The organism is Neisseriaceae bacterium CLB008 (assembly GCA_041228285.1).
In the GTDB taxonomy this organism is placed as follows: Bacteria; Pseudomonadota; Gammaproteobacteria; order Burkholderiales; family Neisseriaceae; genus JAGNPU01.
Genome location: CP166133.1, coordinates 1,325,038 through 1,349,796, shown reverse-complemented (window position 1 = coordinate 1,349,796; position 24,759 = coordinate 1,325,038). Strand labels below are relative to the sequence as shown.

General features: G+C 51.5%; 26 protein-coding genes. 14 read left to right on the top strand and 12 right to left on the bottom strand.

Features of this window, described 5'->3' with window-relative positions; genetic code table 11:
• Positions 1–14: 14 nt before the first annotated feature.
• Entirely contained in the window at positions 15–746 is a 732-nt protein-coding gene (locus tag AB8Q18_06180) for an amino acid ABC transporter ATP-binding protein (protein ID XDZ52903.1), read from the top strand.
• Between the two features lie 198 nt (positions 747–944).
• Here the strand turns inward: AB8Q18_06180 and AB8Q18_06175 are convergent, their stop codons facing one another.
• Entirely contained in the window at positions 945–1,148 is a 204-nt protein-coding gene (locus tag AB8Q18_06175) for a cold-shock protein (GenBank protein XDZ52645.1), read from the bottom strand.
• A 272-nt stretch (positions 1,149–1,420) separates the two neighbouring features.
• On the opposite strand from AB8Q18_06175, the gene clpS reads away from it, so the two are divergent.
• Genes clpS through AB8Q18_06160 form a run of 3 tightly spaced genes read left to right on the top strand, consistent with a single transcriptional unit; the run spans position 1,421 to position 4,314 of the window.
• Complete coding sequence (gene clpS / locus AB8Q18_06170) at positions 1,421–1,678, top strand: ATP-dependent Clp protease adapter ClpS (protein XDZ52644.1); 258 nt, start codon at positions 1,421–1,423, stop codon at positions 1,676–1,678.
• 2 nt (positions 1,679–1,680) lie between these two features.
• Positions 1,681–3,966 (top strand): ATP-dependent Clp protease ATP-binding subunit ClpA, encoded by a 2,286-nt coding sequence (clpA, locus tag AB8Q18_06165; protein ID XDZ52643.1) that lies wholly within the window; start codon positions 1,681–1,683, stop codon positions 3,964–3,966.
• A gap of 18 nt (positions 3,967–3,984) precedes the next feature.
• Entirely contained in the window at positions 3,985–4,314 is a 330-nt protein-coding gene (locus AB8Q18_06160; protein XDZ52642.1) for a DHCW motif cupin fold protein, read from the top strand.
• A gap of 66 nt (positions 4,315–4,380) precedes the next feature.
• Here AB8Q18_06160 and AB8Q18_06155 read toward each other — a convergent pair whose 3' ends face one another.
• Entirely contained in the window at positions 4,381–5,280 is a 900-nt protein-coding gene (locus AB8Q18_06155) for a cation diffusion facilitator family transporter (protein ID XDZ52641.1), read from the bottom strand.
• A 645-nt stretch (positions 5,281–5,925) separates the two neighbouring features.
• Here AB8Q18_06155 and mltG point away from each other — a divergent pair.
• Genes mltG through AB8Q18_06130 form a run of 5 tightly spaced genes read left to right on the top strand, consistent with a single transcriptional unit; the run spans position 5,926 to position 10,103 of the window.
• Complete coding sequence (gene mltG, locus AB8Q18_06150) at positions 5,926–6,924, top strand: endolytic transglycosylase MltG (GenBank protein XDZ52640.1); 999 nt, start codon at positions 5,926–5,928, stop codon at positions 6,922–6,924.
• A 1-nt stretch (position 6,925) separates the two neighbouring features.
• Positions 6,926–7,558 (top strand): dTMP kinase, encoded by a 633-nt coding sequence (tmk, locus tag AB8Q18_06145; protein XDZ52639.1) that lies wholly within the window; start codon positions 6,926–6,928, stop codon positions 7,556–7,558.
• Positions 7,555–8,535: a DNA polymerase III subunit delta' gene (holB, locus tag AB8Q18_06140; GenBank protein ID XDZ52638.1), complete on the top strand. Its 981-nt coding sequence runs from the start codon at positions 7,555–7,557 to the stop codon at positions 8,533–8,535. The genes tmk and holB overlap by 4 nt, the downstream gene beginning before the upstream one ends.
• Before the next feature lie 15 nt (positions 8,536–8,550).
• Positions 8,551–9,318 carry a TatD family hydrolase gene (locus tag AB8Q18_06135; GenBank protein XDZ52637.1) on the top strand — a complete coding sequence of 256 codons (768 nt, stop codon included), beginning with the start codon at positions 8,551–8,553 and terminating at the stop codon, positions 9,316–9,318.
• Positions 9,315–10,103 (top strand): MBL fold metallo-hydrolase, encoded by a 789-nt coding sequence (locus AB8Q18_06130; GenBank protein ID XDZ52636.1) that lies wholly within the window; start codon positions 9,315–9,317, stop codon positions 10,101–10,103. The genes AB8Q18_06135 and AB8Q18_06130 overlap by 4 nt, the downstream gene beginning before the upstream one ends.
• A gap of 74 nt (positions 10,104–10,177) precedes the next feature.
• Here AB8Q18_06130 and phaR read toward each other — a convergent pair whose 3' ends face one another.
• The gene (phaR, locus tag AB8Q18_06125; GenBank protein XDZ52635.1) at positions 10,178–10,672 is read right to left on the bottom strand and encodes a polyhydroxyalkanoate synthesis repressor PhaR; all 495 of its coding nucleotides are present in this window, start codon (positions 10,670–10,672) and stop codon (positions 10,178–10,180) included.
• A gap of 378 nt (positions 10,673–11,050) precedes the next feature.
• Here phaR and AB8Q18_06120 point away from each other — a divergent pair, with 378 nt between their 5' ends.
• The gene (locus AB8Q18_06120) at positions 11,051–12,181 is read left to right on the top strand and encodes a M14-type cytosolic carboxypeptidase (protein XDZ52634.1); all 1,131 of its coding nucleotides are present in this window, start codon (positions 11,051–11,053) and stop codon (positions 12,179–12,181) included.
• Positions 12,182–12,233: 52 nt separating this feature from the next.
• Here AB8Q18_06120 and AB8Q18_06115 read toward each other — a convergent pair whose 3' ends face one another.
• The gene (locus AB8Q18_06115; protein ID XDZ52633.1) at positions 12,234–12,659 is read right to left on the bottom strand and encodes an Rrf2 family transcriptional regulator; all 426 of its coding nucleotides are present in this window, start codon (positions 12,657–12,659) and stop codon (positions 12,234–12,236) included.
• A gap of 108 nt (positions 12,660–12,767) precedes the next feature.
• Here AB8Q18_06115 and AB8Q18_06110 point away from each other — a divergent pair, with 108 nt between their 5' ends.
• The 4 genes from AB8Q18_06110 to AB8Q18_06095 all read left to right on the top strand — a co-directional run bounded on the left by AB8Q18_06110 (position 12,768) and on the right by AB8Q18_06095 (position 16,208).
• Positions 12,768–13,124, top strand: a complete 357-nt coding sequence (locus AB8Q18_06110; GenBank protein XDZ52632.1) for a hemerythrin domain-containing protein — start codon at positions 12,768–12,770, stop codon at positions 13,122–13,124.
• Positions 13,125–13,142: 18 nt separating this feature from the next.
• Positions 13,143–14,333, top strand: coding sequence for an NnrS family protein (locus tag AB8Q18_06105; GenBank protein ID XDZ52631.1), 1,191 nt, complete (start codon positions 13,143–13,145; stop codon positions 14,331–14,333).
• 175 nt (positions 14,334–14,508) lie between these two features.
• Entirely contained in the window at positions 14,509–15,411 is a 903-nt protein-coding gene (locus tag AB8Q18_06100; protein ID XDZ52630.1) for a DMT family transporter, read from the top strand.
• Positions 15,412–15,437: 26 nt separating this feature from the next.
• Positions 15,438–16,208, top strand: a complete 771-nt coding sequence (locus AB8Q18_06095) for an enoyl-CoA hydratase-related protein (GenBank protein ID XDZ52629.1) — start codon at positions 15,438–15,440, stop codon at positions 16,206–16,208.
• Between the two features lie 152 nt (positions 16,209–16,360).
• Here AB8Q18_06095 and AB8Q18_06090 read toward each other — a convergent pair whose 3' ends face one another.
• The 8 genes from AB8Q18_06090 to ilvA all read right to left on the bottom strand — a co-directional run bounded on the left by AB8Q18_06090 (position 16,361) and on the right by ilvA (position 24,681).
• The gene (locus tag AB8Q18_06090; protein ID XDZ52628.1) at positions 16,361–16,687 is read right to left on the bottom strand and encodes a hypothetical protein; all 327 of its coding nucleotides are present in this window, start codon (positions 16,685–16,687) and stop codon (positions 16,361–16,363) included.
• Positions 16,688–16,698: 11 nt separating this feature from the next.
• Positions 16,699–17,295, bottom strand: a complete 597-nt coding sequence (gene tehB / locus AB8Q18_06085) for a tellurite resistance methyltransferase TehB (GenBank protein XDZ52627.1) — start codon at positions 17,293–17,295, stop codon at positions 16,699–16,701.
• Positions 17,296–17,356: 61 nt separating this feature from the next.
• The gene (gene pmrB, locus AB8Q18_06080) at positions 17,357–18,400 is read right to left on the bottom strand and encodes a two-component system sensor histidine kinase PmrB (GenBank protein ID XDZ52626.1); all 1,044 of its coding nucleotides are present in this window, start codon (positions 18,398–18,400) and stop codon (positions 17,357–17,359) included.
• Entirely contained in the window at positions 18,387–19,079 is a 693-nt protein-coding gene (locus tag AB8Q18_06075) for a response regulator (GenBank protein XDZ52625.1), read from the bottom strand. Before AB8Q18_06075 ends, pmrB begins: the two co-directional genes overlap by 14 nt.
• Positions 19,076–20,734 carry a phosphoethanolamine transferase EptA gene (eptA, locus tag AB8Q18_06070; protein ID XDZ52624.1) on the bottom strand — a complete coding sequence of 553 codons (1,659 nt, stop codon included), beginning with the start codon at positions 20,732–20,734 and terminating at the stop codon, positions 19,076–19,078. Before eptA ends, AB8Q18_06075 begins: the two co-directional genes overlap by 4 nt.
• Positions 20,735–20,880: 146 nt before the next feature.
• Entirely contained in the window at positions 20,881–22,389 is a 1,509-nt protein-coding gene (locus AB8Q18_06065; GenBank protein XDZ52623.1) for an APC family permease, read from the bottom strand.
• A gap of 343 nt (positions 22,390–22,732) precedes the next feature.
• Positions 22,733–23,128, bottom strand: coding sequence for a ribonuclease E inhibitor RraB (locus AB8Q18_06060; GenBank protein ID XDZ52622.1), 396 nt, complete (start codon positions 23,126–23,128; stop codon positions 22,733–22,735).
• A 23-nt stretch (positions 23,129–23,151) separates the two neighbouring features.
• A complete protein-coding gene (gene ilvA / locus AB8Q18_06055) occupies positions 23,152–24,681 on the bottom strand; it encodes a threonine ammonia-lyase, biosynthetic (GenBank protein ID XDZ52621.1) in 1,530 nt (509 codons plus the stop codon).
• Positions 24,682–24,759 lie beyond the last annotated feature (78 nt).

Here is a 24,759-nt window from a genome sequence, read left to right as displayed (position 1 = left end):
CCCAAACGACAAATATGATAGACATTCAAAACATCAGCAAGTGGTATGGTGATTTCCAGGTTTTGACCAACTGCAGCACGACTGTCAATAAAGGTGAAGTAATCGTCGTGTGCGGCCCTTCTGGTTCTGGCAAGTCCACCCTCATCAAGTGCGTCAACGCGCTAGAGCCGTTTCAAGAAGGCCAGATCATCATCGACGGCATGAAGCTAAAGGACAGCCAAACCAACCTATCCAAGCTACGTAGTCGCGTGGGCATGGTGTTTCAGCATTTTGAACTCTTTCCCCACCTCAGCATCATCGACAACCTCACCATTGCCCAGACCAAGGTTTTAGGGCGCAGCAACGATGAGGCCTTGAAGAAGGGCTTGGCCTATCTTGACCGTGTAGGCCTAAGCGCCCACGCCAAGAAGTTTCCAGCCGAGCTTTCTGGCGGTCAACAGCAACGAGTGGCCATTGCCCGAGCTTTAAGCATGGACCCTGTCGCCATGCTGTTTGATGAGCCAACCAGCGCCCTCGACCCGGAAATGATTCAAGAAGTATTAGACGTGATGGTGGGATTGGCCAAAGAAGGCATGACCATGATGTGTGTCACCCATGAAATGGGCTTTGCCAAGAGCGTGGCCGACCGAATCATTTTTATGGATCAAGGCCGCATTGAAGAAGACTGTAGTAAAGATGAATTCTTTAACGCGCCACGCGGTGAACGTGCACAGCAGTTCTTGTCAAAGATCCTCACCTCTTGCTAAAACCGCTAAACGCAATAAAGGCTGCCGTTAGGCAGCCTTTATTTTGCTGAATAAAACCATAATCTCAACTGTATCTATTGTGTGCATGTGATGCTTATTTGATGTTGCTTTGCCAGCCTAATATGTAGACCTGTACACAAACAACCATCAAAGAGAAAAACCGCTCGAAAGCGGCTTTTTGAATTCGATTAAATCAAATTAAGCTGCTTGAATGTTTGAGGCTTGTTTGCCTTTAGGACCATCGGTCACTTCGAAGCTAACGCGTTGGCCTTCTTTCAAGGTTTTGAAACCGCTCATATTAATCGCAGAGAAGTGTGCGAATAGATCTTCACCACCTTCGTCAGGAGTAATAAAACCGAAACCTTTAGCGTCGTTGAACCATTTAACAATACCTGTTGCCATGAAACTTCCTATACTATAAAAACATGTTGGTGAGACTAAATAACACGACAGTGTGGTTTATGGGTTAAACTTAACCCCCCACAAAATCGAGCACCGTCTAACGTTTTACGCAACTTATTTAATATCGTCAAGTAAAGTTTTCATATTTGGCATTTAAAAACCAAAGACGCCACAAAACTCAGACGAAATTGACGCCGAAAGCATTGATATACATGACAAAATTTAACACTCACTATGATATAGCGGTAGAAGTTGTAGAAAATACACAAAATATGCCTCCTCCACGAAAATTCAAGGTATGCTTGTTAAACGATGACTACACCCCAATGGATTTCGTGGTAGACGTTTTAACCGAAGTCTTTTTCTTAACCCAAGATCAGGCCGAAGCGGTTATGTGGCAAGTTCACGAAGAAGGCAAGGCCGTTTGTGGCCTCTACTCGAAAGACATTGCTTTTACCAAAGTCACGCAAGTGATGGCCTTAGCGCAAGAACATGGCCACCCCTTATTGTGTATTGCAGAGGAGGAATAATCATGATCACACCCGAACTAGAATCCACATTGCAACATGCCTTTGCGCGCGCCAAACTGAAACGTCACGAGTTTTTAGGCGTAGAGCACTTACTTTTGGCCTTACTAGAAAATGATTTGGCTCGTAAAGTCTTACTTGGCTGTAAGGCAGACCTAGCCATCTTAGCCCATAAGCTCAGCGAGTTTATCGACGAAAACACCCCGATTATTCCCGAAAGCATGTCTGAACGTGTTGAAACCCAGCCTACATTAGGCTTTCAACGCGTGATTCAGCGCGCCATCATGCAGGCCCAATCCTCTGGCCACAAAGACGTGAATGGCGCCCAAGTATTGGTGGCGATCTTTGGTGAAAAAGACGCCCATGCGGTTTATTATCTCAATCAGCAATCGATTACTCGCTTAGAGGTCATGAACTACATCGCCCACGGCATTGGCCCAGATGATGCGCCTAGCCCAAATCAAGAGCCAGAAGCCGAAGCCAGCGAAGACGCCAGCGGCAATGAAACGGCCTTAATGAAATACACGGCCAACCTCAATAAGCAGGCTTTGGCTGGCAAGATCGACCCATTGATTGGTCGAGAAGCCGAATTAGAGCGCATGATCCAAGTATTGTGCCGCCGCCGCAAGAATAACCCCTTATTAGTGGGCGAAGCCGGCGTGGGTAAAACCGCCCTGGCCGAAGGCCTAGCCTATATGGTGGTGCAAAAGCTGGTGCCCGATGTTCTGGCTGATGCCCAAGTATTGTCACTGGATTTAGGCGCCCTACTCGCAGGCACCAAATACCGTGGTGATTTCGAACAGCGTTTAAAGCTTATCCTTAAAGAGATTGAAGCATTACCCAATGTCATTCTGTTTATTGATGAAGTACACACCATTATTGGCGCGGGCAGCGTCTCTGGTGGCACCATGGACGCCTCCAACCTTTTAAAGCCTGCGCTTTCGAAAGGCAGCCTACGCTGCATCGGCGCCACGACCTATCACGAATACCGCACCATTTTCGAAAAAGACAATGCGCTCAGCCGTCGCTTCCAAAAAATCGACATTGCTGAGCCATCGGTGCAGCAAACTGTGGGCATTTTAAAGGGTTTAAAATCAGCCTTTGAATCTTTCCATCAGGTTAAATACACCCAGGCGGCTTTAGAGGCCGCAGCTGAGCTGTCGGCTCGCTACGTCAACGATCGCTTTTTACCCGATAAAGCCATCGATGTCATCGACGAAGCCGGGGCGGCGCAACGCATCTTACCCAAAGACAAACAGCGTAAAACCATTGGCAAAGCCGACGTTGAAGCCATCGTGGCTAAAATGGCGCGTATCCCAGAAAAAACCGTTTCTCACGACGACAAGCGCGTCTTAAAATACTTAAACCGCGACCTCAAAAACGTGATTTATGGTCAAGATCCAGCTGTCGAAGCCTTGTCCAGCGCCATCAAAATGGCACGCTCAGGCCTAGCCTTACCCAATAAGCCTATTGGCACCTTCCTGTTTTCTGGCCCCACAGGCGTAGGCAAAACCGAAGTAGCCAAACAGTTGGCTTTTGCCCTAGGCGTTGAGATGCTGCGCTTTGACATGTCTGAATACATGGAAGCCCACTCGGTAGCCCGCCTCATCGGCTCGCCGCCAGGCTATGTTGGCTTTGAACAAGGCGGCTTATTGACCGAAGCCGTAAATAAACATCCATTTGCGGTGTTGCTATTGGATGAAATTGAAAAGGCTCATCCCGACATTTTCAATATCATGTTGCAAGTAATGGACAACGGCACCTTAACCGACAATAACGGCCGTCAGGCAGACTTTCGTAACGTCATCCTCATCATGACCACCAACGCCGGCGCCGAAGCGCTAGCGAAGCCTGGTATGGGCTTTACCACCGAAACCAAGGCTGGTGACGAAATGATTGCGATCAAACGCCTATTTAGCCCTGAGTTTCGCAACCGTTTAGACGCCATCATTCCGTTTGCGCCGCTGAATACCGACACGATTAAACGCGTGGTGGATAAATTCTTGATGCAGCTAGAAGAGCAGCTGCTGGAGAAAAAAGTAGAGATTGAATTCACGCCGTCGGTGAAGCTCTACCTCAGCAAGCATGGGTTTGACCCGCAGATGGGGGCTCGCCCTATGGCACGCTTAATTCAGAACACCATTCGCAAAGCCCTCGCCGACGAGCTTTTGTTTGGTAAGCTGACCCACGGCGGCTCAGTCATCGTGCAAATTGATGAGGAAGGACAAGTCCATCTCACCTTCCCCGAAGCAAAAAGCCCTAAACGCAGCAAAGCCAAAAGCGTTCAATAACCTAAGTTAACGACAACAATGAATCTACACAATATACCGTTTCACACCACCGACTGGTCCAGCATCGAGCGCACAGAACATCAGGGCGAGCGCGGCTTGGCCTATTGGCAAACGCAAACGTTTGGTGACATCCGCGTGCGCATGGTGACCTATACACCTGGCTATCTAGCCGATCACTGGTGCGAAAAAGGCCATATTTTACTGTGCCTACAGGGTGAACTAACCACCGAGCTAGCCGATGGCCGCCAGTTCGTCTTAACGCCGGGCATGAGCTATCAAGTAGCGGATCACGCAGAGCCACACCGCTCTGCCACTGAAGTAGGCGCCACTTTATTCATCGTCGACTAATAATCAGTAAAACCAAAAAAGACTGCCTTGGCAGTCTTTTTTATGCACCCTTTTTATGCGCCCTTTTTACAGCAAACCTTTACCACGGGCATTGTCCACCACGCTGACCGGATCTTGATGGACGATGACGTCGCTGTAGTCAAACGCTTTTTCCAAGGTGCGCTCCACTTTTTCAGTAATCTCGTGTGCCGCAACAATATTTAAATGATTGTCTAACTCAATGTGCAATTGAATAAACACATTGGCACCAGACGTACGGGTGCGCAAATCATGCATGCCCAATACGCCGCTCACCCCCAACACCAGCGCTTCAATCCGCTCCCTATCAGCCGCCGGCAGCTCTTGGTCCATCAAATCGGACAAAGCTTTCTTAGCAATATCCCAAGCGCTCTTGAAAATCCACGCAGCCAAAAAGAACGCCAAATAAACGTCGGCGCTGTCAATGCCCCAAGTGGTTAAGAGCAAGGCCAAAATCACCACGCTGTTGGCCAAGAGGTCACTGACGTAATGTAAAGAGTCTGCCGCAATCGCCTGCGAGTTGGTACGGCGGATCACGTATCGCTGATACATCACCAAGGCAATGGTGCCCACGATCGACACCACCATCACCACCATGCCCCAGCCGGTATTGTTGATGGGCTGAGGATGCAGCAGACGATCAAACGCCTGCAACAATAAAAACACCGCTGAGCCAGCCACAAAGGCTGCCTGCATTAAGGCCGCCAGGCTTTCGGCTTTGCCATGGCCAAAGCGATGGTGTTTGTCAGCAGGTTTAATCGCAATGCCTACCGCAATCATATTGATCACGCTGGCGCCGGAATCCATTAAAGAGTCAATCAAACTGGCCAAAATACTGACCGAACCGCTGGCAAACCATACCCAGGCTTTTAGCACAATCAAACACACGGCCAAACTTACCGAAGCGTAAGTGGCCGACTTCATCAGGCTGTCTCTGTCTTGAGTCATCGCCATCCTTTCGTATTAGAGGCCGTGAGGCGAGTCCCCCGCCAAACGGCTAAATATCCTGTCTGGGCACGGCCACAGAGGCCGCCAACCCTCAAATCGCGATCATAGTATCAAAAAACCAAGCAAATACCAAGCAAAAATACAAAATATTGCTTTAAAATCAATGGGATTAATAATGATTCTCATCCCTTACCGACCGCTTAAACGACCATTTTGCCTGTGCCATCAATCCATGGATTATTTACCGTCGCGTAGGGTGGGTAAAGCGTAGCCTACCCACCACTCCTAACGTGCTCACGTGTCCACATTTAAAACCCGCGTGGGTCACGACCCACCCTACGCTTAAGGGCCTACGCTGCTCGCATTAAGGTATGGTTTATTGACTCTTTAGTAGGGTGGCGCAAAGCGAAGCGTGCCCACCTTACAAGTGACCAACAAATCATCGTTACCACCACCGCCAGAGCCAAGCACGCGACAATCGCGCCTTTACCGTGGATGCCCAGCCTGCCGTTGTTTCATCCAAGGTAACAGCCTGTTGAAAAAACCCAGCGCGAGGCGCCACAGTCCCCCTAAGCCCGATAAAGAATGTTAAAATAGCGCCTTTATAAATGAGGCGCGCGCCTCCCTACCAGAGCCCATACTCTTATGCGTAAAGCCAAACTTTATACCCTCGGTAGCTTGTTAACCGTGTTCATCGTGATCGCCACGCTGCTGTTCTACCCATTTGTCCTCGACAAAACCTATTCTTTAAGCATCAAAAAGAACCAAGGCTATAGCCAAATTGTCAGCCAATTGAAAAAAGATGGCGTCATTAAAAGCGAGATATTGATGAAGGCTGTGGCCTACAGCATGGGCGGACAAAATAAGCTGCGCCCAGGCGTCTACCGCTTTCGTAAAAGTGCTTCGACTTGGCACATCATACGCGTACTCCTGAATGACAAGCCAGAAGCCCGCTACATCACTATTTTAGAAGGCTCTAATTTCAGCCACATGCGTGCCCTGATTGCGCAATCGGGCGGCTTAGAACACATCACTAGCGGTCTATCTGAAGCCGCACTATTAAAAAAAATTGATCCCGATACGCCTTACACTAAAGCAGAGGGCCTATTTTTCCCCGATACCTACCAGTATAACGAAGGGGAGACGGATTTAAACATCTATACTTTGGCGTATAAAAACATGCAGCGCCAGCTCGCGGCCGCATGGGAAGACCGCCAATACGACCTCCCCTATAAAGACCCTTACGAACTCTTGATCATGGCCAGCCTGATCGAGCGCGAAACCGGCCACGAAGCCGACCGTAAACACGTGGCGGCGGTGTTTATAAATCGCTTGAATATTGGCATGCGCCTGCAAACTGACCCAACCGTCATGTACGGCATCAGCCCAAACTTTAAAGGCCGCCTGCGCCGAGCGGACTTGCGCCGAGACACGCCTTACAACACCTACACCCGCGCTGGTCTAACGCCCACGCCGATTTCGCTGCCCAGCCAAAAAGCTTTAGAGGCCGCTGCCCACCCCTCATCAGAAAAGTTCTTATACTTCGTTTCCATGATGGACGGCACTGGCCTGAGCTATTTCAGCCACGACTTACCTGAGCACAACCAAGCGGTTCGTAAATACATTTTAAAAAGAGGAGGCTAATATGCGTGGCCAATTCATTACCTTAGACGGCATTGATGGGGCGGGTAAAAGTACTCATCTGGCCTTTATGAAAAATTGGTTTGCCGAACACGGCATCGATGCCGTGTTTAGCCGCGAGCCCGGCGGTACGCCCGTGGGTGAAGCCTTACGCGGCCTGTTACTTAACCCGGACACCAAAGCCAGCCTCAATACCGAAACGTTAATGATGTTTGCCGCCCGTATGCAGCACATTGAGGACGTGATTGAGCCTGCCTTAGCCGCGGGTAAATGGGTGGTAAGCGATCGCTTTACCGATGCGACCTTTGCCTACCAAGGTGGCGGTCGCGGCGTCCCTTTGGCTCGAATTCAAATTTTAGAAGACTGGGTACAACAAGGCCTACAGCCAGACTTAACTTTATTACTGGACGTTTCTTTGGCCGTCTCCGAAGAACGTCTAGCGCGTTCGCGCGAAAAAGACCGTTTCGAACAAGAAGCACGTGATTTTTTCGAGCGTACCCGCAACGTGTATTTAGCCCGTGCCCAAGCCCATCCTGAGCGCTATACTGTATTGGATTCCAGCCAGCCCGTCGATGCGGTCCAGGCCCAAATCAACGCCGTTCTGACCCAACTCAAACAGGCATTGGAGCACGCATGATTTATCCCTGGCACCAAACCAACTGGCGAGACTTGGCCAAGCAGTGGGACAGCAAGCCCAATGCTTGGCTGATTACAGGCAAAGCCCTGACTGGCAAGAGCGCCTTTGCCGAACATCTGGCTCAGGCCTTATTGTGTGAGCAGCCCCTGCAAGAGCATCAGCCTTGCGGTCGCTGCCCATCCTGCCATTTGATGGGCCAACACAGCCATCCCGACTTCAAGCTGCTGACGCCGTTTGAAGAGGAAGGCGAAACCAATGCCAAAAAACTGCGCCAAATCAAGATTGACGATGTGCGCGAAGCCCTGTCGTTTATACAGCTCACCAGCCACCGTGGTGGCATGCGCATTTTGCTGATCAATCCAGCCGAAACCCTGAACACCCAGGCCGCCAACGCCCTCTTAAAGGCGCTAGAAGAACCGCCTGCCGGCGTCTTATTCTTATTGGTGTGCCACAATAAGGACAAGCTGTTACCAACGATTAAAAGCCGCTGCCGTCAATTACCCTTAACCCCACCTACGCCGGAGCAGGCCTTAGCCTATCTGCGTGAACAGGGCACAGAAAATGCTGAAGCCTTACTTGCATTTAACCACGGTGCCCCTTTATTCGAGCCTGAGCCCGAACATGAAGCCATGCGTGCCGAATTATTGGCCCTATTAAGTCAACCTAGATTAATCGCCTGTCTAGACTATGCAGCCAAGTTTGACCAAAAAAAATGGCCGCTCAGCCTATTTTTAAACTGGTTACAAAAATGGTGTTTAGACATCGCCCAAACGCAGCAGGCCCAACAGCTCAGCTTTTATCCTGAGCATCAAGCGGCCTTAAGCGCATTGGCGCAAAAAATAGACGCTCTCAAGCTGTTCGCCTACTTAGACAGCCTAAACGCTCTAGCCCCTTACGGTCAGCACACCTTAAGTGTTAAACTGCAATTAGAATCATTGTTGATTGACTACTTGAAACTGCCGCAAAAAGCGGCCTAACGCCATAGAGACCTTATGTTTGTAGATTCACACTGCCATTTAAACTTTCCTGACCTTGTCGCTAGGCTCCCGGAAATCTTCGCCAAGATGTCGGAGAACCAAGTCAAGCAAGCCTTGGCCATCAGCGTCAGCCGCCAAAGCTTCACCGAGGTATTGGACATCGCCCAGGCGCATGATTTCATCTACGCCACCGTTGGCGTACACCCTGACGACATCGCCGCAGAAGAATTTACCCTAGCAGAACTCATGGTCCACGCCGAACACCCTAAAGTGGTGGGCATTGGCGAAACTGGCCTAGACTACCACTGGTGTGAAGGCGATTTAAGCTGGCAACACCAACGCTTTGCCACCCATATTGAAGCCGGCATCAACACCGGCCTACCCATCGTTGTGCACACCCGTAAAGCCGCAGACGACACCATTGCCATGATTAAAGAGCAGCAGTGCCAAAATGGCGTCATTCATTGTTTTACTGAAGACAAAGACGTAGCGCGGCGCTGCCTCGACCTCGGCTTCTATATTTCATTCTCTGGCATCGTCACTTTTAAAAACGCCAAAGACATCCAGGAGGCCGCTCAATACGTGCCGCTTGACCGTATGCTCATTGAAACCGATTCGCCCTATCTGGCCCCTGTGCCTTATCGGGGCAAAACCAACGAACCTGGATTTGTGAAACACGTAGCAGAACACATTGCCACCTTGCGCGATTGCCCCGTGGCCACCATTGCCCATGCCACGACGGACAATTTTTATCGACTTTTCCATAAAATACCCCGCCCATGAAGCCATCTCACACCTCTGTTCGTCTAACCGTTTTAGGTTGCGGTAGCTCTTCTGGCACACCAGTGATTAACTGTGACTGCGCCACCTGCACCAGCACCAACCCTAAAAACACCCGCAGCCGCTGTAGCGCTCACGTACAGGTCGGCGACCAAAGCCTGCTCATCGACACGGGGCCGGACTTTCGCCAGCAAGCCCTACGCGAACAGATTAAAAAAATCGACGCCGTTTTGTATACTCATCCCCATGCTGATCACCTAAACGGCATCGATGATTTACGTGCATTTTGCTATAAGCAACAGGCCGCCATCCCCATTTATGGCAACGATTTCAGCATCAACAACATCAAAACCCGCTTTGACTATGCCTTTTTTCCGCCAGGGCAAAGCTGGGACAAGCCCGTTTTAACCGCCCACACCATTAGCGATGGCTTTGAAATCGACGGCACGCCGCTCTTGGCCCTAGACATGCCGCACGGCCGCTGGCGCTGTACTGCCTACCGCATTGGCAAAGTGGCTTGGCTGACCGACATCAACGACATCAGCGATGAGCAAATCACGGCGCTACAAGGCTTAGACTATTTATTTTTAGACTGCCTAAGGGAAGAGTCTTACCCTAGCCATCTGGGCTTTGGCCAAGCGATCGCGTTTGCCCAGCGCATTGGCGCCAAACAGACCTATTTAATCCACATGACCCATGCATTCTCTTACGAAGCGCTTAGCGCCCAATGCCCGCCAGGCATTGACGTGGCTTATGATGGGCTAACGGTCCACACGACTTTGGCCTAATCGCCGTTGGTCAAAACGTCACCCATAAAAAAAGAGCCTCTAGGCTCTTTTTTTGCTTGATTGATCGCCACCGTTTAACGGGGCTCAGTATTTTTACCGCTGGGATTCATCGCTTCCCAAAACTTCAAGGTTTGCAGCTGTACGTCGTGTTGCCAATCAATCATCGCCTTAGAAGGCTTCATTAAACTGGTAAACCATTGATTGACGTCCGACTGCTCGTTTGGCTCTGGCGTTTGGCCTTGCATCGATGCCTGCCATTGACCAAATAGCTTCATGTTCTGGGCTAAGAAAGGGCCCAATACGCTCTGTGTGGTTTGGCCATACACCCGGATAAATTGACACAACATTTCATCACTTAATAAGGGCTGACCGCCGGCTTCCTCCTCCAACAAAATCTGCAACAAGACCTGTCGCGTAATGTCGTTGCCCGTCTTGGCATCCTGTACCGACACATCACTTTCTTCAATGATCATTTGCTTCACATCGGCAACGGTAATGTAACCGCTGGTGGCCATATCGTATAGGCGCCGATTAGGGTATTTCTTGATGATGCGTTTTTCTTGAGACACGCTAGGCCTCCCTTGTATTACTGTTTAAATTGGCTCTGCGACACACTGTTTTTCCACAGAACCGACGGCGACAACCGCGTTTGTACCTTTTGTATATTCTGACAATTAGACCACATCGCCGCAATTATTGCCACGATCTTATGCGGCACAATAAGCCCTTTAACTGGCCCCGATTGAACATGATTTTAGCTAAGCCTTGATTTGATTCAGGCCTTTGCCCCAATATATGTCATCAGCACTAAGCACACTTTGACAGAAAGGCCCAAGCCGACACACCGCCAGCCAGCAAAGCAGAAGAAAACCGTACAAGGCTTGGTTTTTTAGGCGAAGCTCGTTAAAATAAGGTTTTACGATGTACTAGATTAAAAAAGGGTTTACATGAAGATCAGCACAAGCTTTGATGGCGGCAGTATCGTGGTTGTCGACGCCAGCCAAGCGGACAATATCCAACTCAACATTCGCGAAGACAACGCTTCTGAATTCAAACAATGGTTTTACTTCCGACTGCAAGGCGCTGCTTACACCCCGTGTACCCTCCACCTGAACAACGCCAGCGAAGCCGCCTATCCTGAAGGCTGGGTTGACTACCACGCCGTGGCCTCTTACGACCGCCGTAACTGGTTCCGCGTCCAAAGCCACTACGATGGCACACGCCTGAGCATTGAGCACACCCCTCTGGCCAACAGCGTGTATTACGCCTATTTTGAGCCCTACTCTTACGAATCTCATCTAAACCTAATCGGCGAAGCCCAAGACAGTGGCCTGTGCCAAATCGACGACTTAGGCCCTACCGTTCAAGATCGTGACTTAAATCTACTGACCATCGGCAATCAAGTCGAAAGCGACCTAAAAATTTGGATTACGGCTCGCCAACACCCTGGCGAAACCATGGCAGAATGGTTTGTAGAAGGCCTATTGGGCCGTCTACTGGATCCGCAAGACCCAACCGCCCGCGCATTATTAGACAAAGCCACGTTCTACATTGTGCCCAATATGAACCCAGATGGCTCAGCCCTAGGCAATTTACGCACCAATGCCGCCGGCGCCAACCTTAACCGCGAGTGGGCCGAACCGAGCTTGGAAACCAGCCCTGAAGTGTATTATGTGCGTGAGCAAATGCATGAAACCGGCGTAGATTTATTTTTAGACATCCACGGTGACGAGGCTATTCCCTACGTATTTGTGGCCGGCACCGAAGGCGTGCCCAGCTACGACGAGCGCATCGCCGGCCTAGAAACACGCTTTAAAGAAGCATTTATGGCCGCCAGTCCTGACTTCCAAGATGAACACGGCTACCCTAAAGACGCGCCAGGCCAAGCCAATATGACCGTTGGCACCAACTACGTGGGCCATACCTTTAACTGCCTAGCCTACACGCTGGAGATGCCGTTTAAAGACAATAACAATCTGCCCGATGATGACTTTGGCTGGAACGGCCAACGCTCACTACGCCTAGGCGAAGCCATCCTCAGCCCGATTTTGGCCATTTGCGATCATTTACGCGATTAAGCCAAGCCACACCGTACCGCCCAAGCCATGCTTAGGGCGGTTTTTTTGGGCCTTAATCCCGCCGCAACATCTTCACCAGCGCCGGCTGGCCCACTAAGTCGGCCAAACTATACTGATCCAAGACCGCCAAAAACGCCTGCAACGCCTGTTGCAATACGCCTGCCAAGCGGCAATGAGGGCTGATGACACAATGATTATCCTGGCCATGACATTCCACCAAGGCCAACGGCTCCATCAGCCGCACCACAGCGCCGACGTTAATGGCGGCCGCCGCCTGGCCTAAGCACAGGCCACCGCCTTTACCGCGTACGCTTTTGAGCACGCCGCTGCGCGTGAGCTGTGCCGCCACTTTGGTTAAATGGCTTTTAGAGATATCAAACGCCTGCGCCACCTCAGCAATATTGATTAATCGATCGGGATTACTGGCTGAAAACAGCAAAATGCGTAAGGCGTAGTCGGTGTATTGGGTAATGTACATGAGCTTCTTTCTGGTTGGCCCCATTTTAACGCAAACATAGGCTAAAAAGTATAACTTGACGAAACATAACATTCATTTTATATTCATCTTATATCATTAGGAAGCAAAATGAAACGCCATCCACACCTACAGCCTTTTTCACGCGAACACCATCAGGCGCTGAGCCTAGGCTTAGCCCTGACCCAACAGCGCCCCAATGCCCACGCCCTCTTGGTGGCGCAAAAGCACAGCCTATTACAACACTTTGATGCCGAAGAGGCCCTTTTTGCGCCAATTTTTAGCCGCTGGTCGGACACCGCACTAAGCGATCAGTTCTATGCCGAACACCAGCAGCTGCGCGCCGCCCTAAGCGCGCCCACGCCGCAAGGACAACAGGCCCTCGGCCAAAGCCTCATTGATCATGTACGCTTTGAAGAACGCATTTTATTTGTGGCCATCGAAGCCTATTGGCAAGCACAAGCCTAACCCAGAAAGAACGCTGCTATGAATACCTTCATCCCCTTAAGCCCTACACCCAACGTGGCCACCAAGCCTAGCCTCAGCGTGTTTTTTTCCATCGCCTTTCGGCCGTTCTACACCGTGGCGGTGCTGTATGGCGCCCTGGCCATCTTGATGTGGGGGCCACTGGGCTTTCTAGGCTCGAACGAGCTGCCCAGTTTTTTGTGGCACGCCCATGAAATGATTTGGGGCTACACTGGCGCCGTCATCGTCGGCTTTTTCCTCACCGCCGTCGCCACTTGGACCAGCCAGAAGCCTTTGCGAGGCTTGCCGTTGATCGGCTTATTAAGCCTATGGCTGTTGGCCCGCATCGCTATCTATCTGCCAAGCGGCACGCTTTGGGCCGGTGTTTTCGGTACCTTATTTTATTTCGGTGCCACCATTGCCCTAGCCAAACCGATTATTGCCAGCCACAACAGCCGCAACTTCATCGCCGTAGCGGCCCTAGGTCTGTTTGGCTTAACCCACCTATGGTTCCACCTATCTGTATTCCAAAAAGTCAGCCTGCCTAGCCTATACGCCCTGCAAACCGGCCTCTTAATGGTGGCCGGCATCATTGGCCTGATCGGCATGCGCATCATCCCCTTTTTTACCAGCCGCGCCCTCCACACGCCCGCCGTCAACAACCCTAAACCAGTGATGCTGTCTGCCCTGGTTATTCCCATGCTGATGACGCTCCTCATGCTGGCCCAGCAAGCGCCCACCGCAGTCGCCGGTCTAGGGCTGATCACCATGGTGATTAATCTGGTGCAGCTGGTGCGCTGGTATCAGCGCGGTGTGGCCGCTACACCCTTATTGTGGATCCTCTACGCAGGCTATGCGGCCACCGCCATTGGCGTCGGCCTACTCGGCGTCAGCTACGCTTATGCCCCCGCCTTACTCAGCGCCGCGACCCATTTGATCGCCGTTGGCGGCATCGGCTTACTGACCCTAGGCATGATGGCCCGCACCGCCCTCGGCCACACCGGTCGCGCCATGGTCTTACCCAAACCGCTGTTACCTGCCTTTTGGTTAATGGTGGCGGCCCTCATCATTCGCCTACTCGCCAGCGCCTGGGCTGAGCAAACTTGGCTCTTGTCGGCCAGCGCCCTGTGTTTTGCCTTAGCCCTGCTGCTGTACGCCTATCGCTACCTGCCTTGGCTAGTGAGCCCGCGCGCCGACGGCAAGCCCGACTAAGCCACACAATCAATCTCCTTGGCCTGAATCTGCATCCGTGCGGATTCAGGCCTTGTTTTTATGGCATCTAGCCCCACCTGCAGCTATGGCATTCATCGCCCGTTGCCATCGTGGCCGCTGGTGGCGTCATCGCCATTCTTTTTACTGCATACAAAACCCATAAAGAGCAATAAACGTGTCTACTACATCAAGCCCTAACCACGCCCTTAACAGCACGCCGGCCATGATCAAAATGGCCATTTCCATGATCATCTTTGGCTCCGTCGGTTTTTTCTCCGTCCAAACCGGATTGCCTGCCATCGAACTGGTGTTCATCCGCTGCGTCGCCGCCACCCTGTTTTTAGGCGGCCTGTGGTTTGCCACCGGCCAATACAAAAAAGAGCAGCTGCATAAGCGTGAGCTGGTCCACATCCTCATCTGCGGCGTGTTTTTAATTTTAAACTGGGTGTTTTTATTTAAAAGCTTTGAAACCCTCTCCATCACCATTGCCATCTCCATCTACCACCTCGCGCCGGTGATGGTGCTGATTTTCGGCAGCTTCTTGTTCAAAGAGCGTCTAAACCTCATGGCCATCGTCGCGATTACCGTGTGCTTTGTCGGCACCTTATTCATCGCTGGCATCAATCAAGACACGTCCTTAACCGACTTCATGGCCTCTGGCTTATTGTGGGGGCTGTTGGCCGCCTTCTTCTACGCCTGCACCACCTTGATGGGCAAAGGCATTCGCTATACCAGCACCTATGCCGTGACCTCATTACAAACCCTGGTCGGCGTCTTAATGCTGTTGCCGTTTGTGAATTTAGGCGCCTTTGAGGGCTTAAGCAGCAGTAACTGGGCCTACATCGCCGCCACCGGGCTGATCCACACGGGCCTGGTGTTCTATTTATTCTTCGACAGCATCCGCCTGCTGTCGGCCAAAGTCATTTCGCTGTTGGTGTTTTTAGACCCCGCCGTGGCCATCGTCATGGACGTTTTACTGTTGGATTTTGTCCCCACCTTGATGCAAACCATCGGCGTGGCTTTGATTTTTATCGGGATGGCATTTACACTAAAGCCCACAAGTAAAAAAACCACTTAAAAAGCCCGTCTCAAAGGAGACCCTAAATGAATGAAGTATTGCTCCAGGTGGACGCTAACGTCGCCACCCTAACCTTTAACCAACCAGAACGCTTAAACACGATTTCCATCCCCTTCATCACCACTTTACAAAATAAGTTAAATGAGATTAAGGCCAACAAGGCCATTCAAATCGTGGTGATGCGTGCCGAAGGGCGCCACTACAGCGCCGGCGGCGACTTGCACATGATCGGCAGCCTCAAAACCCACGAAGATTACCTGCACATGATGGGTTTACTCAAAACCTTTATGCTCGATTACCACGATCTAGACGCCATCACCCTCTGCCAATTTAACGGCACCGCCTCTGGCCTTGGCGCAAGCTTTGTGCTGATGAACGACCTCATCGTGGCCGAACCACAGTCGCGCTTGATTTTTAACTTCGCCGGCATGGCGCTGAACGCCGATGGCGCCCTCAACTATTTCTTAAAAGAACGATTTGGCAGCGTATTAACCAAAAAACTGTTGATGAGCAACGCCGTTCTGGACGCCGACACCTTATTGAAAAAAGGCGTGGTTGAATCGGTTAATGAAGACCTAAACGCCGCTGTAGCCGATCTTGTAGCTCAGCTACAGCATACGCCGTTGCAGGCCCATCGCCACAGCAAGCGCATCCAGCACGCCCTGTGCCGCGCCGAACTAGAGGCCACCTTGGATTTGGAAACCGAATACCAATGGCAGTCGATTAACACCGCCGACCACAAAGAAGGCATCCGCGCATTTTTTGCCAAAGAGGCTCCAGTGTTTAAGGGTCTGTAATCCATTTTTAACACCTACAACAAAAAAGCTTGAGCCCTTATATGGTGCTCAAGCTTTTTTTAATCGTGGAATATGATGGTTATTTAAATTAATGAGACATTACGGTGATGACGCGTGGGCACGCAAGCTTTGCCCACCCTACGCGTTACGGCCTACCACCACTCAAACTGAGTGCTCACCTCTGGCTGTAGCCGTGAATCGGTGGTCAAGAGGCGAATGGCCGCCCTCTGTCCTGCTTTGAGCGGTGGTTCAGGCTGCGCCAAGGGGATGATCATGACTTGGTTGACGTATTGCTGGCAGCCGCTGTCGGCGCGGCCTGCTTTGGCGGCGCCGAGTACTTTAATGCGCAGCTCGGTGGCGCTCATTTGCACCGTATGCTCTAGGATGCGCACGTAAAGGCGGCAGTCATTGACGTAGGACGCTTGCGCGACAGTGGGCACCACTAAGGCCAGCGCTAAGATTAAATAAGGTTTACTCATGCGCCGGTCCATCAAGGCTTACGCGCCAGCATGGTGGCGAAGCGCATTTTGATGCGGTTGCCCTGCTCGTCGGTGCGGTGCAGCTCGCCCACGTCCTCGTTATAGCTTAAGAGGTCCCAATCTTGATAGTGCTGCTTTAATTCGCCTGGCTGGAAGGTAAAGGAGAACGGCACGCTACAGGGGTAGTCGGGGCTGTCGATGGCAGTGACGATGAGGTTATGACCGCCGGGCCGGGTATGGCTTTGCATCTGGGCGATGAGGCTGGGGATGGCTGCGGCATCTAGAAACATAAACACCACGGTTGAAAAGATGAAGTCATACTCCTCCGTGAGGCGCTGCGTATTGAGATCGACGGCCGTGGCTGCTATGTGGGCCAAGCCTTCTGCACTGATGATGTGCTGCAGATGCTGAACGCTGGCGGGATTTTTATCCCAAGCGGTCACATCAAAGCCTTTGCTTTGCAGGTATAAGGCATTACGGCCACGACCACAGCCTAAATCTAGGGCTTTCCCCGCAGGCACTACTTCGGCGGCGGCAACAATGGCGGAATGAGTAGCGGTAAGGCCGTATTTTTCGGCGTAGTTAACGGTAGCGGCTGGCTGAGACATGGTAAGACTCCATAAAAATAATGCCTTATTATGCCCGATTTAAGCCGGCCTCACAGCACGCCTAAAGGCTAAAACGTACCGTCACCACCAGGCCATGATCGTCGCTGCGGTTGGCCAAGGTCAGCTGGGCTTGATGTACTTGGCAAATACGCTCAACAATGCTTAAGCCTAGGCCATAGCCAGAGCGCGTTTGGTCTAGACGAGCAAATCGTTGGCCGATGATGGCCAGCTGATCTGACGGCACGCCAGGGCCGTTGTCGATGACGCTTAACACTACTTGGCCCTGCCCATTATGGGTGAGCGAGACAACGGTTTCAGCACCGCTCGCGGCATAGTAGCGGGCGTTTTCCAGTACGTTACGCAGCAATAAATAGATTAAGCCCGAATCGCCCAAGAGCGGCATACGTTCAGGAACCACCCATCGCAACGGATGAGGAAACGGATCATCCAATAGCTCTTCTTGCAGTGGCGTGATCACTTCGGCGATTAAGTCAAAAGCCTGTTCGTGACCGGTGCGCAGCCGCTGGCCGACATGGGCCAGCTGTAGCAATTGTTCAATCGACACCATCATTTGGTCGATGCGGTTGATCAACAGCGTTTTTTCCGGCAAGGCGGCCTCATTCACCAGCTCAAGATTCAAGCGCAGCCCGGCCAGCGGCGTGCGCAGTTCGTGAGCTACGTCGGCGGTGAAGCGACGTTCATTAGCTAGCCCTACCTCGATGCGAGCAAACAACTGATTCAACCTTTGCGTGATGGCGTCGACCTCAGCCGAACCATCGGTACGGGCCAGGGGCTGCAAATGCGTACTGGAACGGGTTTCCAGCTCTTGGGTGAGTACCGACAGCGGCCGAGTCAGGCGATTAATGGTGAAGTAGATCACCGCTAGAGACAGGATAATCATCAGGGCTGACGGAGCCAGTAGCGCAACGACGGTTTCGTCTAACTCATGCTGAATTAACTCGTTTTGGGCCCGCGACACTAGGCTCTCACCCAACACGATGGTGACTTGCTCTTGGCTTTCGTGCCACACCCACAGCGTACTGATGAGCTGTGTCACCACCATGATCAGGCCAATGGCCAACAATAATTTCCTACGCAGGCTCATGTCGCCCATCCGTTAATGAATATCCTACGCCCCGCTGAGTAAGGATGCGCGCCTTGCCAATCTTTTGGCGCAAATGGTGGATGTAGACCTCTAAGGTATTAGAGCCTAGGCTGTCCTGCCAGGTATAGAGGTCTTGCTGTAGGGTTTCTCGGTGCACTACCTGCCCTTGCTTGAGCATGAGCCGCGACAAAACGGCGTATTCTCGCGGGGTCAGCTCAAGCAGTTGTTCGCCTTGCTTGATACATTTATGGGCCAGATCCAAGGCCAAATCACCGACGCACAGCACGTTGTCGCTTTGGCCTTGATGGCGGCGAATGATGGCTCTCAGCCGCGCCACTAGCTCCAATAGCTCAAAAGGCTTAATTAAATAATCATCGGCGCCCGCGTCTAAGCCTTCAACACGATCGTCTAGCGCATCACGCGCCGTCATGATCAGCACCGGTATGCCGACGCCTTGACGACGCCAGCGTTGCAACAGCTCGATGCCGTTGCCGTCAGGTAGGCCTAGATCCAGCAAAATGGCGCTATAGCCTTCGACATTGCCGCCACCGCTAGCGGCTAAATAGGCTTCGGCATCCTTAACGCTGCTGACGCAGTCGCACACATAGGCTTCTTTGATTAAGGCTTTTTCTAGGCCCATGCTGAGTAAGGCATCGTCCTCTATGATTAATAACTTCATACCACTCCTTGGTCACAGCCAGTAAATAAATCCAGCTGAGCATTGTATTCTTTGGTTTGCACCCGCATTAATCTTAACACTGAATGAAATAAATAATCTTGTGAAAAGGTCTCTGTCGTGGCCTTATTACGCACGCATTCAGCATTGATTTGACGGCTGGGTAAAAAATCGGCGCTGGTCCACAACATCATCGGCACCTGGGTTTGCTCTTTAGGTGCGATGGCATAGGGGGTGCCGTGTAAAAACAGCCCATTTTCGCCCAGTGACTCACCGTGATCGGATAAATACAGCATGGCGGTGTCAAACTCTGCCGTGTGCTTTTGCAACAGCTTAATGGTTTCGTCCAGCACTAAATCCACATGTAAAATGGTGTTGTCGTAGACGTTGATTAAGCTTTCCTGCGAACAATCTTGGATTTGGTTGGTGCGGCAGCTCTGCTTAAACTGCTCCATGGCTTCCTTATAGCGCTGATAATAAGCTGGGCCGTGACTGCCGTTAGTATGCAACACGATCACGGTATCATCGGTTTGGCTTTGTATGTAGGCATCTAAGTCCTGTAACAACACCTCATCATCAAATAGTCCTTCGGCAAGGCTAGCACGCTTCACGTAGCTGCTGACTTCCTGGGTTGGAATGCGGTCGCACACCCCTTTACAGCCAGAATCATTCTCGCGCCAAAATAAATTAATCCCTGCTCTTTGCAACACGTCGACTAGGTTTTCTTGACGCTCAGCGGTGCTGCCTGAATAGCTGCTGCGCGGCATATTAGAAAACATGCATGGCAGCGACACAGCGGTGGCCGTACCACAGGAGCTGACGTCGCGAAAATTAATTAAATCAGCTTGCTGCTTCAGGCGCGGATTGGTTTCTCGTTCGTAGCCGTTAAGAGAAAAACTTTGTGCGCGCGAGGTTTCGCCCACGACGATGACCAATAATGATTTTTTACGCGTTTCATTAGTCCCCACGGGCAGACGCTGGGCATCGGTGCCGATCAGCAACAGCGGTCTAGACTTAGCGCTGATCTGCTTACCATAGCCAATCACGCCATTGATGTAGCTGCTGGGGGTAAGCAATTTAACGATTTGCTTATTGTTGCGGATGAAGGCGGCGTAGTCTTGATAAATCGGCAGGCAGACGGCCAACACGACGCAGGCCGAACCCAAGAGCAGGCCCAGACGCATCAGACCACGCCGCCATAGCGGCCCTGAACGCACAATGCGTAGACGCCACACCAATAAGCAAGGCAAGACGCCAAACACCGTCATCCAGATGGCAAACTTGGGGGTAAACAAGGTAATGGCCTCATAGCCTGTGGTTTCCAATACGTTGGCCACCATGCTTTTATCCATATAAACGCCGTAGCTGAGGGCAAAATAATTGGTGCCCGCGCTGGCCAACAAAAACACGGTCAGCACCACTTTGGTGCTGAAGCGCCACAGCAGGCAGGCAAAAATCAAGGTCAGCGCTGCCACTAAAAAAAACACCATAGACACCAAAAACAGCCATTCTTTGCCACTATTGGGCGCCAAGAGCGACCATACCTGCCCCCAAAAGGCAATATTTTGAACCGCGGCAAAAAATAAGGCACTGCCGATGATCACGGCGGGCTGAGTAACCGTCCACGGGCCGGAATACTGACGTAAGCAATTTTTCATGAAGGACAACCATCTTTTTGCGAGAGAAGATGGTGCATGTTAAAAAAACAAGCTTAATAAAACCTTAATCAAGCGCCGCCAGCCTTAAACCCATAAAAAAACCTGCACGGCTACAGCCATGCAGGTTTTGATTACTCGAGAAAACGCTATTTGCTGACGCGTGCTTTCGCTAAGCCAGCCTCGCGGCCACGACCGCTTTGGAAGGCCCCGCGCGAAGGCGTGTAGATCAAGGTACGCGGCGCGTGGCAGAGGCGATAAGACCAAGCCGATTGGCGCCGTTTGGTCATGCTGCCGACAAATAACACCGCGCCCAACACCATCCACACGCCGAAAATAGTCCACTCTTGTGGGATTAATGCAGACGGGCTTAAAGGCAGATACATATAGATCATGGCGCCACTACTCACCACAGCGATGATGCCGACGGTTTTGCCCGCCGCCACTTTAAACGGACGCGGCATATTGGGTGCGGTACGGCGCAACACCAAAAAGGCCAAGCACACCAGGAAATAGGCGATCACAATGGCCAAGCTACCCGCGTTGGCGAACCACAACAATGCTTTACGGCCCAATAAGGGTGCCAGAAAGGTCAAGGCCCCGATCAACAACACTGCGCGCGTAGGCGTGCGGTATTTAGGGTGTAAATAAGCCAGCCATTGCGGCAGCATTTTGGCTTTGGCCAAGGCATAAATCGCCCGACTACCGCCAATAAAGAAGGCGTTCCAGCTGGTGATGATGCCGGCTAAACCTGCTAAGACCATAATTTTCGCAGCCCACGGGCTGTTGAATACCGCTTCCATCGCCTGCGGCGTGGTCAAGACATCGGGCGACATTTCGCCAGACGGCAAAGCCATGCCGACGCCCCAGATAATGGCGCAGTAAAACACCATGGCGGCCAACACCGACACCACCAGTAGCTTACCGATCATTTTTGGCGGCACATTGATTTCGGAAGCGGTCTGAGGAATGACGTCAAAGCCCACAAACATAAAGGGCACGATCATCAACACCGGCAGCATCCCCAATACAAACGGTGGCAAACTGCTGCCTGTCGTGGCTGCTTGATTAAACAAAGGCTGCATATTGCTGCCGCTGCCCTGTACACCGGATGCCAGCACGAACACCACGCCCACCACCACAATCATTAGCGTCACCAGCTTTTGGAAGGCGCTGGCATTTTCGACGCCAAAGTAGTTCAAGCAGGTCACCAAGACGGTACCGGCCATGCCCACTAGGGCCCAAGTGAGATAGACATCCCAGCCAGCGACGTTCCATAAAAACACTTTTTGATAGTCAGTGCTTAAGTGATCTAAGACCGTAGGTAAAGCCACGGCTTCAAAAGCCACGACGGACACATAGCCCAAAATCAAAGACCAGGTACAGATAAACGAGGCCAAACGGCCAAACGCGCGCTGGGTAAAGACTTGTGCGCCCCCCGCCTGCGGCATCGCTGAGGCTAGCTCGGCATAAGCTAGGCCAATAAACACGATGATTAAGCTGCCCAGCGCCATCGCCATGATGGCCCCCATGCTGCCGGCGGCCTGAATCCAATCCCCGGTTAAGACGATCCAGCCCCAACCAATCATGGCGCCAAACGCCAGCGCCAGAACCTCTTTACTGCCCAATACTTTGGCAAATTCTTGTTTTTGCTGCATGCAATTCTCCTTTGTTTGCTTGAATGATCTTCACCCAGATCATTACCATCCGAACCCCACGCATGAACGGGCCTTTAAGGCCTCTTTTCGCGTATTTGGCGCTCAGACTTAGTGCTGCTTCGTTCCTTCCCTATTAAGAGTGTTTATTCTAAAGACTAGATTAACCTAGTTTATACAACAATCCAATACCCTAGCCGATCCGCATAAGCAACTAGGCAAATAAGTGTGGGTTTTAAGCCCTTTACACTATAAAACAAATATTTACACGCCAAAAACGCATCAAAAAAGCAGCCTTGCATGAAGCAAGGCTGCTGTCTTAATAAAGATATAGCTGAATATTAGGCTAGTTTTCGGGCGTTTCTAAACCCTCATCGTCGCCCTCTTCATCCGCTTCTTCAGGATCGATGACGTCCATGCCGTCGTACTCAGCCAAACCCATTTTCTGAGCAAACTTAGCCAACTCTTCATTACGCTTGTGCAACGACGACACGGTATGGACTTCCAGCTTGGACACCATTAAGAAAAAATACGGTGCCTCACCCTCAGCCACTTGAGCGGGGAAAATCTGTTCTAGCTGATAGCCCATCAGCTGTAATACCGACACGGCTTTTTTTAAGGCTGCTTCTGAGGCATCCACAAAAAAATACTGCCACAGCTTGGGCGTGGTTAAATCCCAACCGCTTTCTTCGGCGATGGTGTCAAAGAGGTTTTGTACGTCGGTGCGGGTCATGCTGCTCATGAAAGGCTGGCTCCTGATCTCAATTATGGGTTACCGCGTAAGAAAAGCTGGTAGGCGGGGTTTTGGGTTTCTTCTTTATGCGCATAGCCCAAGCCCAATAGCGACGCTTCGAACGCAGGATGGTCTTCTTCTGGTACTTCCACGCCGACCAACACACGGCCAAAATCGGCACCGTGATTGCGGTAATGGAATAGGCTGATGTTCCAATCCAGCTGCATTGCCTCTAAAAAGCGCAGCAAGGCGCCTGGCTGCTCAGGAAACTCAAAGCTAAACACGCGCTCATTAAGGGTTTTGTCGCTGCGCCCACCCACCATGTGGCGAATGTGGATTTTGGCCATTTCTTCATCGGTTAAATCAATGGCGCCAAAATCATTGGCGGCCAAATCGGCCATGATCTTAGCAATGTCTTGACGGCCCGAGGTTTGGATGCCGACAAAAATGTGCGCTTCTTCAGCGGTACCGAAGCGATAGTTAAACTCAGTAACGCTGCGCTGACCGATCACCTGACAGAAACGCTTAAAACTGCCCGGTGTTTCCGGAATGGTCACGGCCAAAATGGCCTCACGCCGCTCGCTTAACTCGGTGCGCTCAGACACGTGACCAAGGCGATCAAAGTTCATGTTTGCCCCGGTACAAATCGCCACCAAGGTTTGCTCTTGGGCGCCTTCACGCTCGATATAGGCCTTTAGGCCAGCCAAGGCTAAGGCACCGGCAGGCTCGGTGATGCTGCGGGTGTCTTCAAAAATGTCTTTAATCGCCGAACACATGGCGTCGGTGTCGACCATGATGATCTCATCCAGCAGATCGCGACACATTTTAAAGGTTTCTTCGCCCATTTGCTTCACGGCCACGCCATCGGCAAACAGACCCACTTCTGAGAGGCTTACCAGACGGTCTTCTTTAATCGACAAATACATGCCGCAAGAATCGACCGGTTCCACGCCGATCACCTTAATGTCAGGGCGCACGTTTTTAATGTAGGCCGCAACGCCGGCCGCAATACCGCCGCCGCCGATGGGCACAAAAATGGCGTCAATTTTTTTATGATGTTGACGAACAATCTCCATCCCTACCGTGCCTTGGCCCGCAATCACGTCGGGATCGTCAAACGGCGGAATGTATACCTTGCCTGCCGTGGCCACTAAACTCATGGCGTGCTCGTAGGCGTCAGAAAACGAATTGCCGTGCAACACGACTTTGGCGCCATGCCCCTGAACTGCATCAATCTTAATCTGTGGCGTGGTCGCCGGCATCACCACCACGGCCTCACAACCCAATACTTTAGCCGACAAGGCCACGCCTTGAGCGTGGTTGCCCGCACTGGCGGTAATCACGCCTTTGGCCAGCTCAGCGTCGCTTAAATTGGCCATTTTATTGTAGGCACCGCGAATTTTAAATGAAAATACCGGTTGCAAGTCTTCACGCTTCAAGAAAATGTTATTATTCAGGCGTCTGCTGAGATTATGACCCCGATCCAGTGGGGTTTCTGTTGCCACATCGTATACCGATGCGGTCAATATTTTTTTCAAATAGTGCTGATGGGTATTAGTCATAGAGTTTCCGCTGTTTATTTCTAGTGTTTTTATTGAATTTTTAACGTACCATACTGTCAGTCATACGAGACCCTGCAA

Coding starts and splice junctions, on each gene's coding strand:
- AB8Q18_06180 (XDZ52903.1), top strand. CDS start 15: ATGATAGACATTCAAAACATCAGCAAGTGGTATGGTGATTTCCAGGTT.
- AB8Q18_06175 (XDZ52645.1), bottom strand. CDS start 1,148: ATGGCAACAGGTATTGTTAAATGGTTCAACGACGCTAAAGGTTTCGGT.
- clpS (XDZ52644.1), top strand. CDS start 1,421: ATGCCTCCTCCACGAAAATTCAAGGTATGCTTGTTAAACGATGACTAC.
- clpA (XDZ52643.1), top strand. CDS start 1,681: ATGATCACACCCGAACTAGAATCCACATTGCAACATGCCTTTGCGCGC.
- AB8Q18_06160 (XDZ52642.1), top strand. CDS start 3,985: ATGAATCTACACAATATACCGTTTCACACCACCGACTGGTCCAGCATC.
- AB8Q18_06155 (XDZ52641.1), bottom strand. CDS start 5,280: ATGACTCAAGACAGAGACAGCCTGATGAAGTCGGCCACTTACGCTTCG.
- mltG (XDZ52640.1), top strand. CDS start 5,926: ATGCGTAAAGCCAAACTTTATACCCTCGGTAGCTTGTTAACCGTGTTC.
- tmk (XDZ52639.1), top strand. CDS start 6,926: ATGCGTGGCCAATTCATTACCTTAGACGGCATTGATGGGGCGGGTAAA.
- holB (XDZ52638.1), top strand. CDS start 7,555: ATGATTTATCCCTGGCACCAAACCAACTGGCGAGACTTGGCCAAGCAG.
- AB8Q18_06135 (XDZ52637.1), top strand. CDS start 8,551: ATGTTTGTAGATTCACACTGCCATTTAAACTTTCCTGACCTTGTCGCT.
- AB8Q18_06130 (XDZ52636.1), top strand. CDS start 9,315: ATGAAGCCATCTCACACCTCTGTTCGTCTAACCGTTTTAGGTTGCGGT.
- AB8Q18_06120 (XDZ52634.1), top strand. CDS start 11,051: ATGAAGATCAGCACAAGCTTTGATGGCGGCAGTATCGTGGTTGTCGAC.
- AB8Q18_06115 (XDZ52633.1), bottom strand. CDS start 12,659: ATGTACATTACCCAATACACCGACTACGCCTTACGCATTTTGCTGTTT.
- AB8Q18_06110 (XDZ52632.1), top strand. CDS start 12,768: ATGAAACGCCATCCACACCTACAGCCTTTTTCACGCGAACACCATCAG.
- AB8Q18_06105 (XDZ52631.1), top strand. CDS start 13,143: ATGAATACCTTCATCCCCTTAAGCCCTACACCCAACGTGGCCACCAAG.
- AB8Q18_06095 (XDZ52629.1), top strand. CDS start 15,438: ATGAATGAAGTATTGCTCCAGGTGGACGCTAACGTCGCCACCCTAACC.
- AB8Q18_06090 (XDZ52628.1), bottom strand. CDS start 16,687: ATGAGTAAACCTTATTTAATCTTAGCGCTGGCCTTAGTGGTGCCCACT.
- tehB (XDZ52627.1), bottom strand. CDS start 17,295: ATGTCTCAGCCAGCCGCTACCGTTAACTACGCCGAAAAATACGGCCTT.
- pmrB (XDZ52626.1), bottom strand. CDS start 18,400: ATGAGCCTGCGTAGGAAATTATTGTTGGCCATTGGCCTGATCATGGTG.
- AB8Q18_06075 (XDZ52625.1), bottom strand. CDS start 19,079: ATGAAGTTATTAATCATAGAGGACGATGCCTTACTCAGCATGGGCCTA.
- eptA (XDZ52624.1), bottom strand. CDS start 20,734: ATGAAAAATTGCTTACGTCAGTATTCCGGCCCGTGGACGGTTACTCAG.
- AB8Q18_06065 (XDZ52623.1), bottom strand. CDS start 22,389: ATGCAGCAAAAACAAGAATTTGCCAAAGTATTGGGCAGTAAAGAGGTT.
- AB8Q18_06060 (XDZ52622.1), bottom strand. CDS start 23,128: ATGAGCAGCATGACCCGCACCGACGTACAAAACCTCTTTGACACCATC.
- ilvA (XDZ52621.1), bottom strand. CDS start 24,681: ATGACTAATACCCATCAGCACTATTTGAAAAAAATATTGACCGCATCG.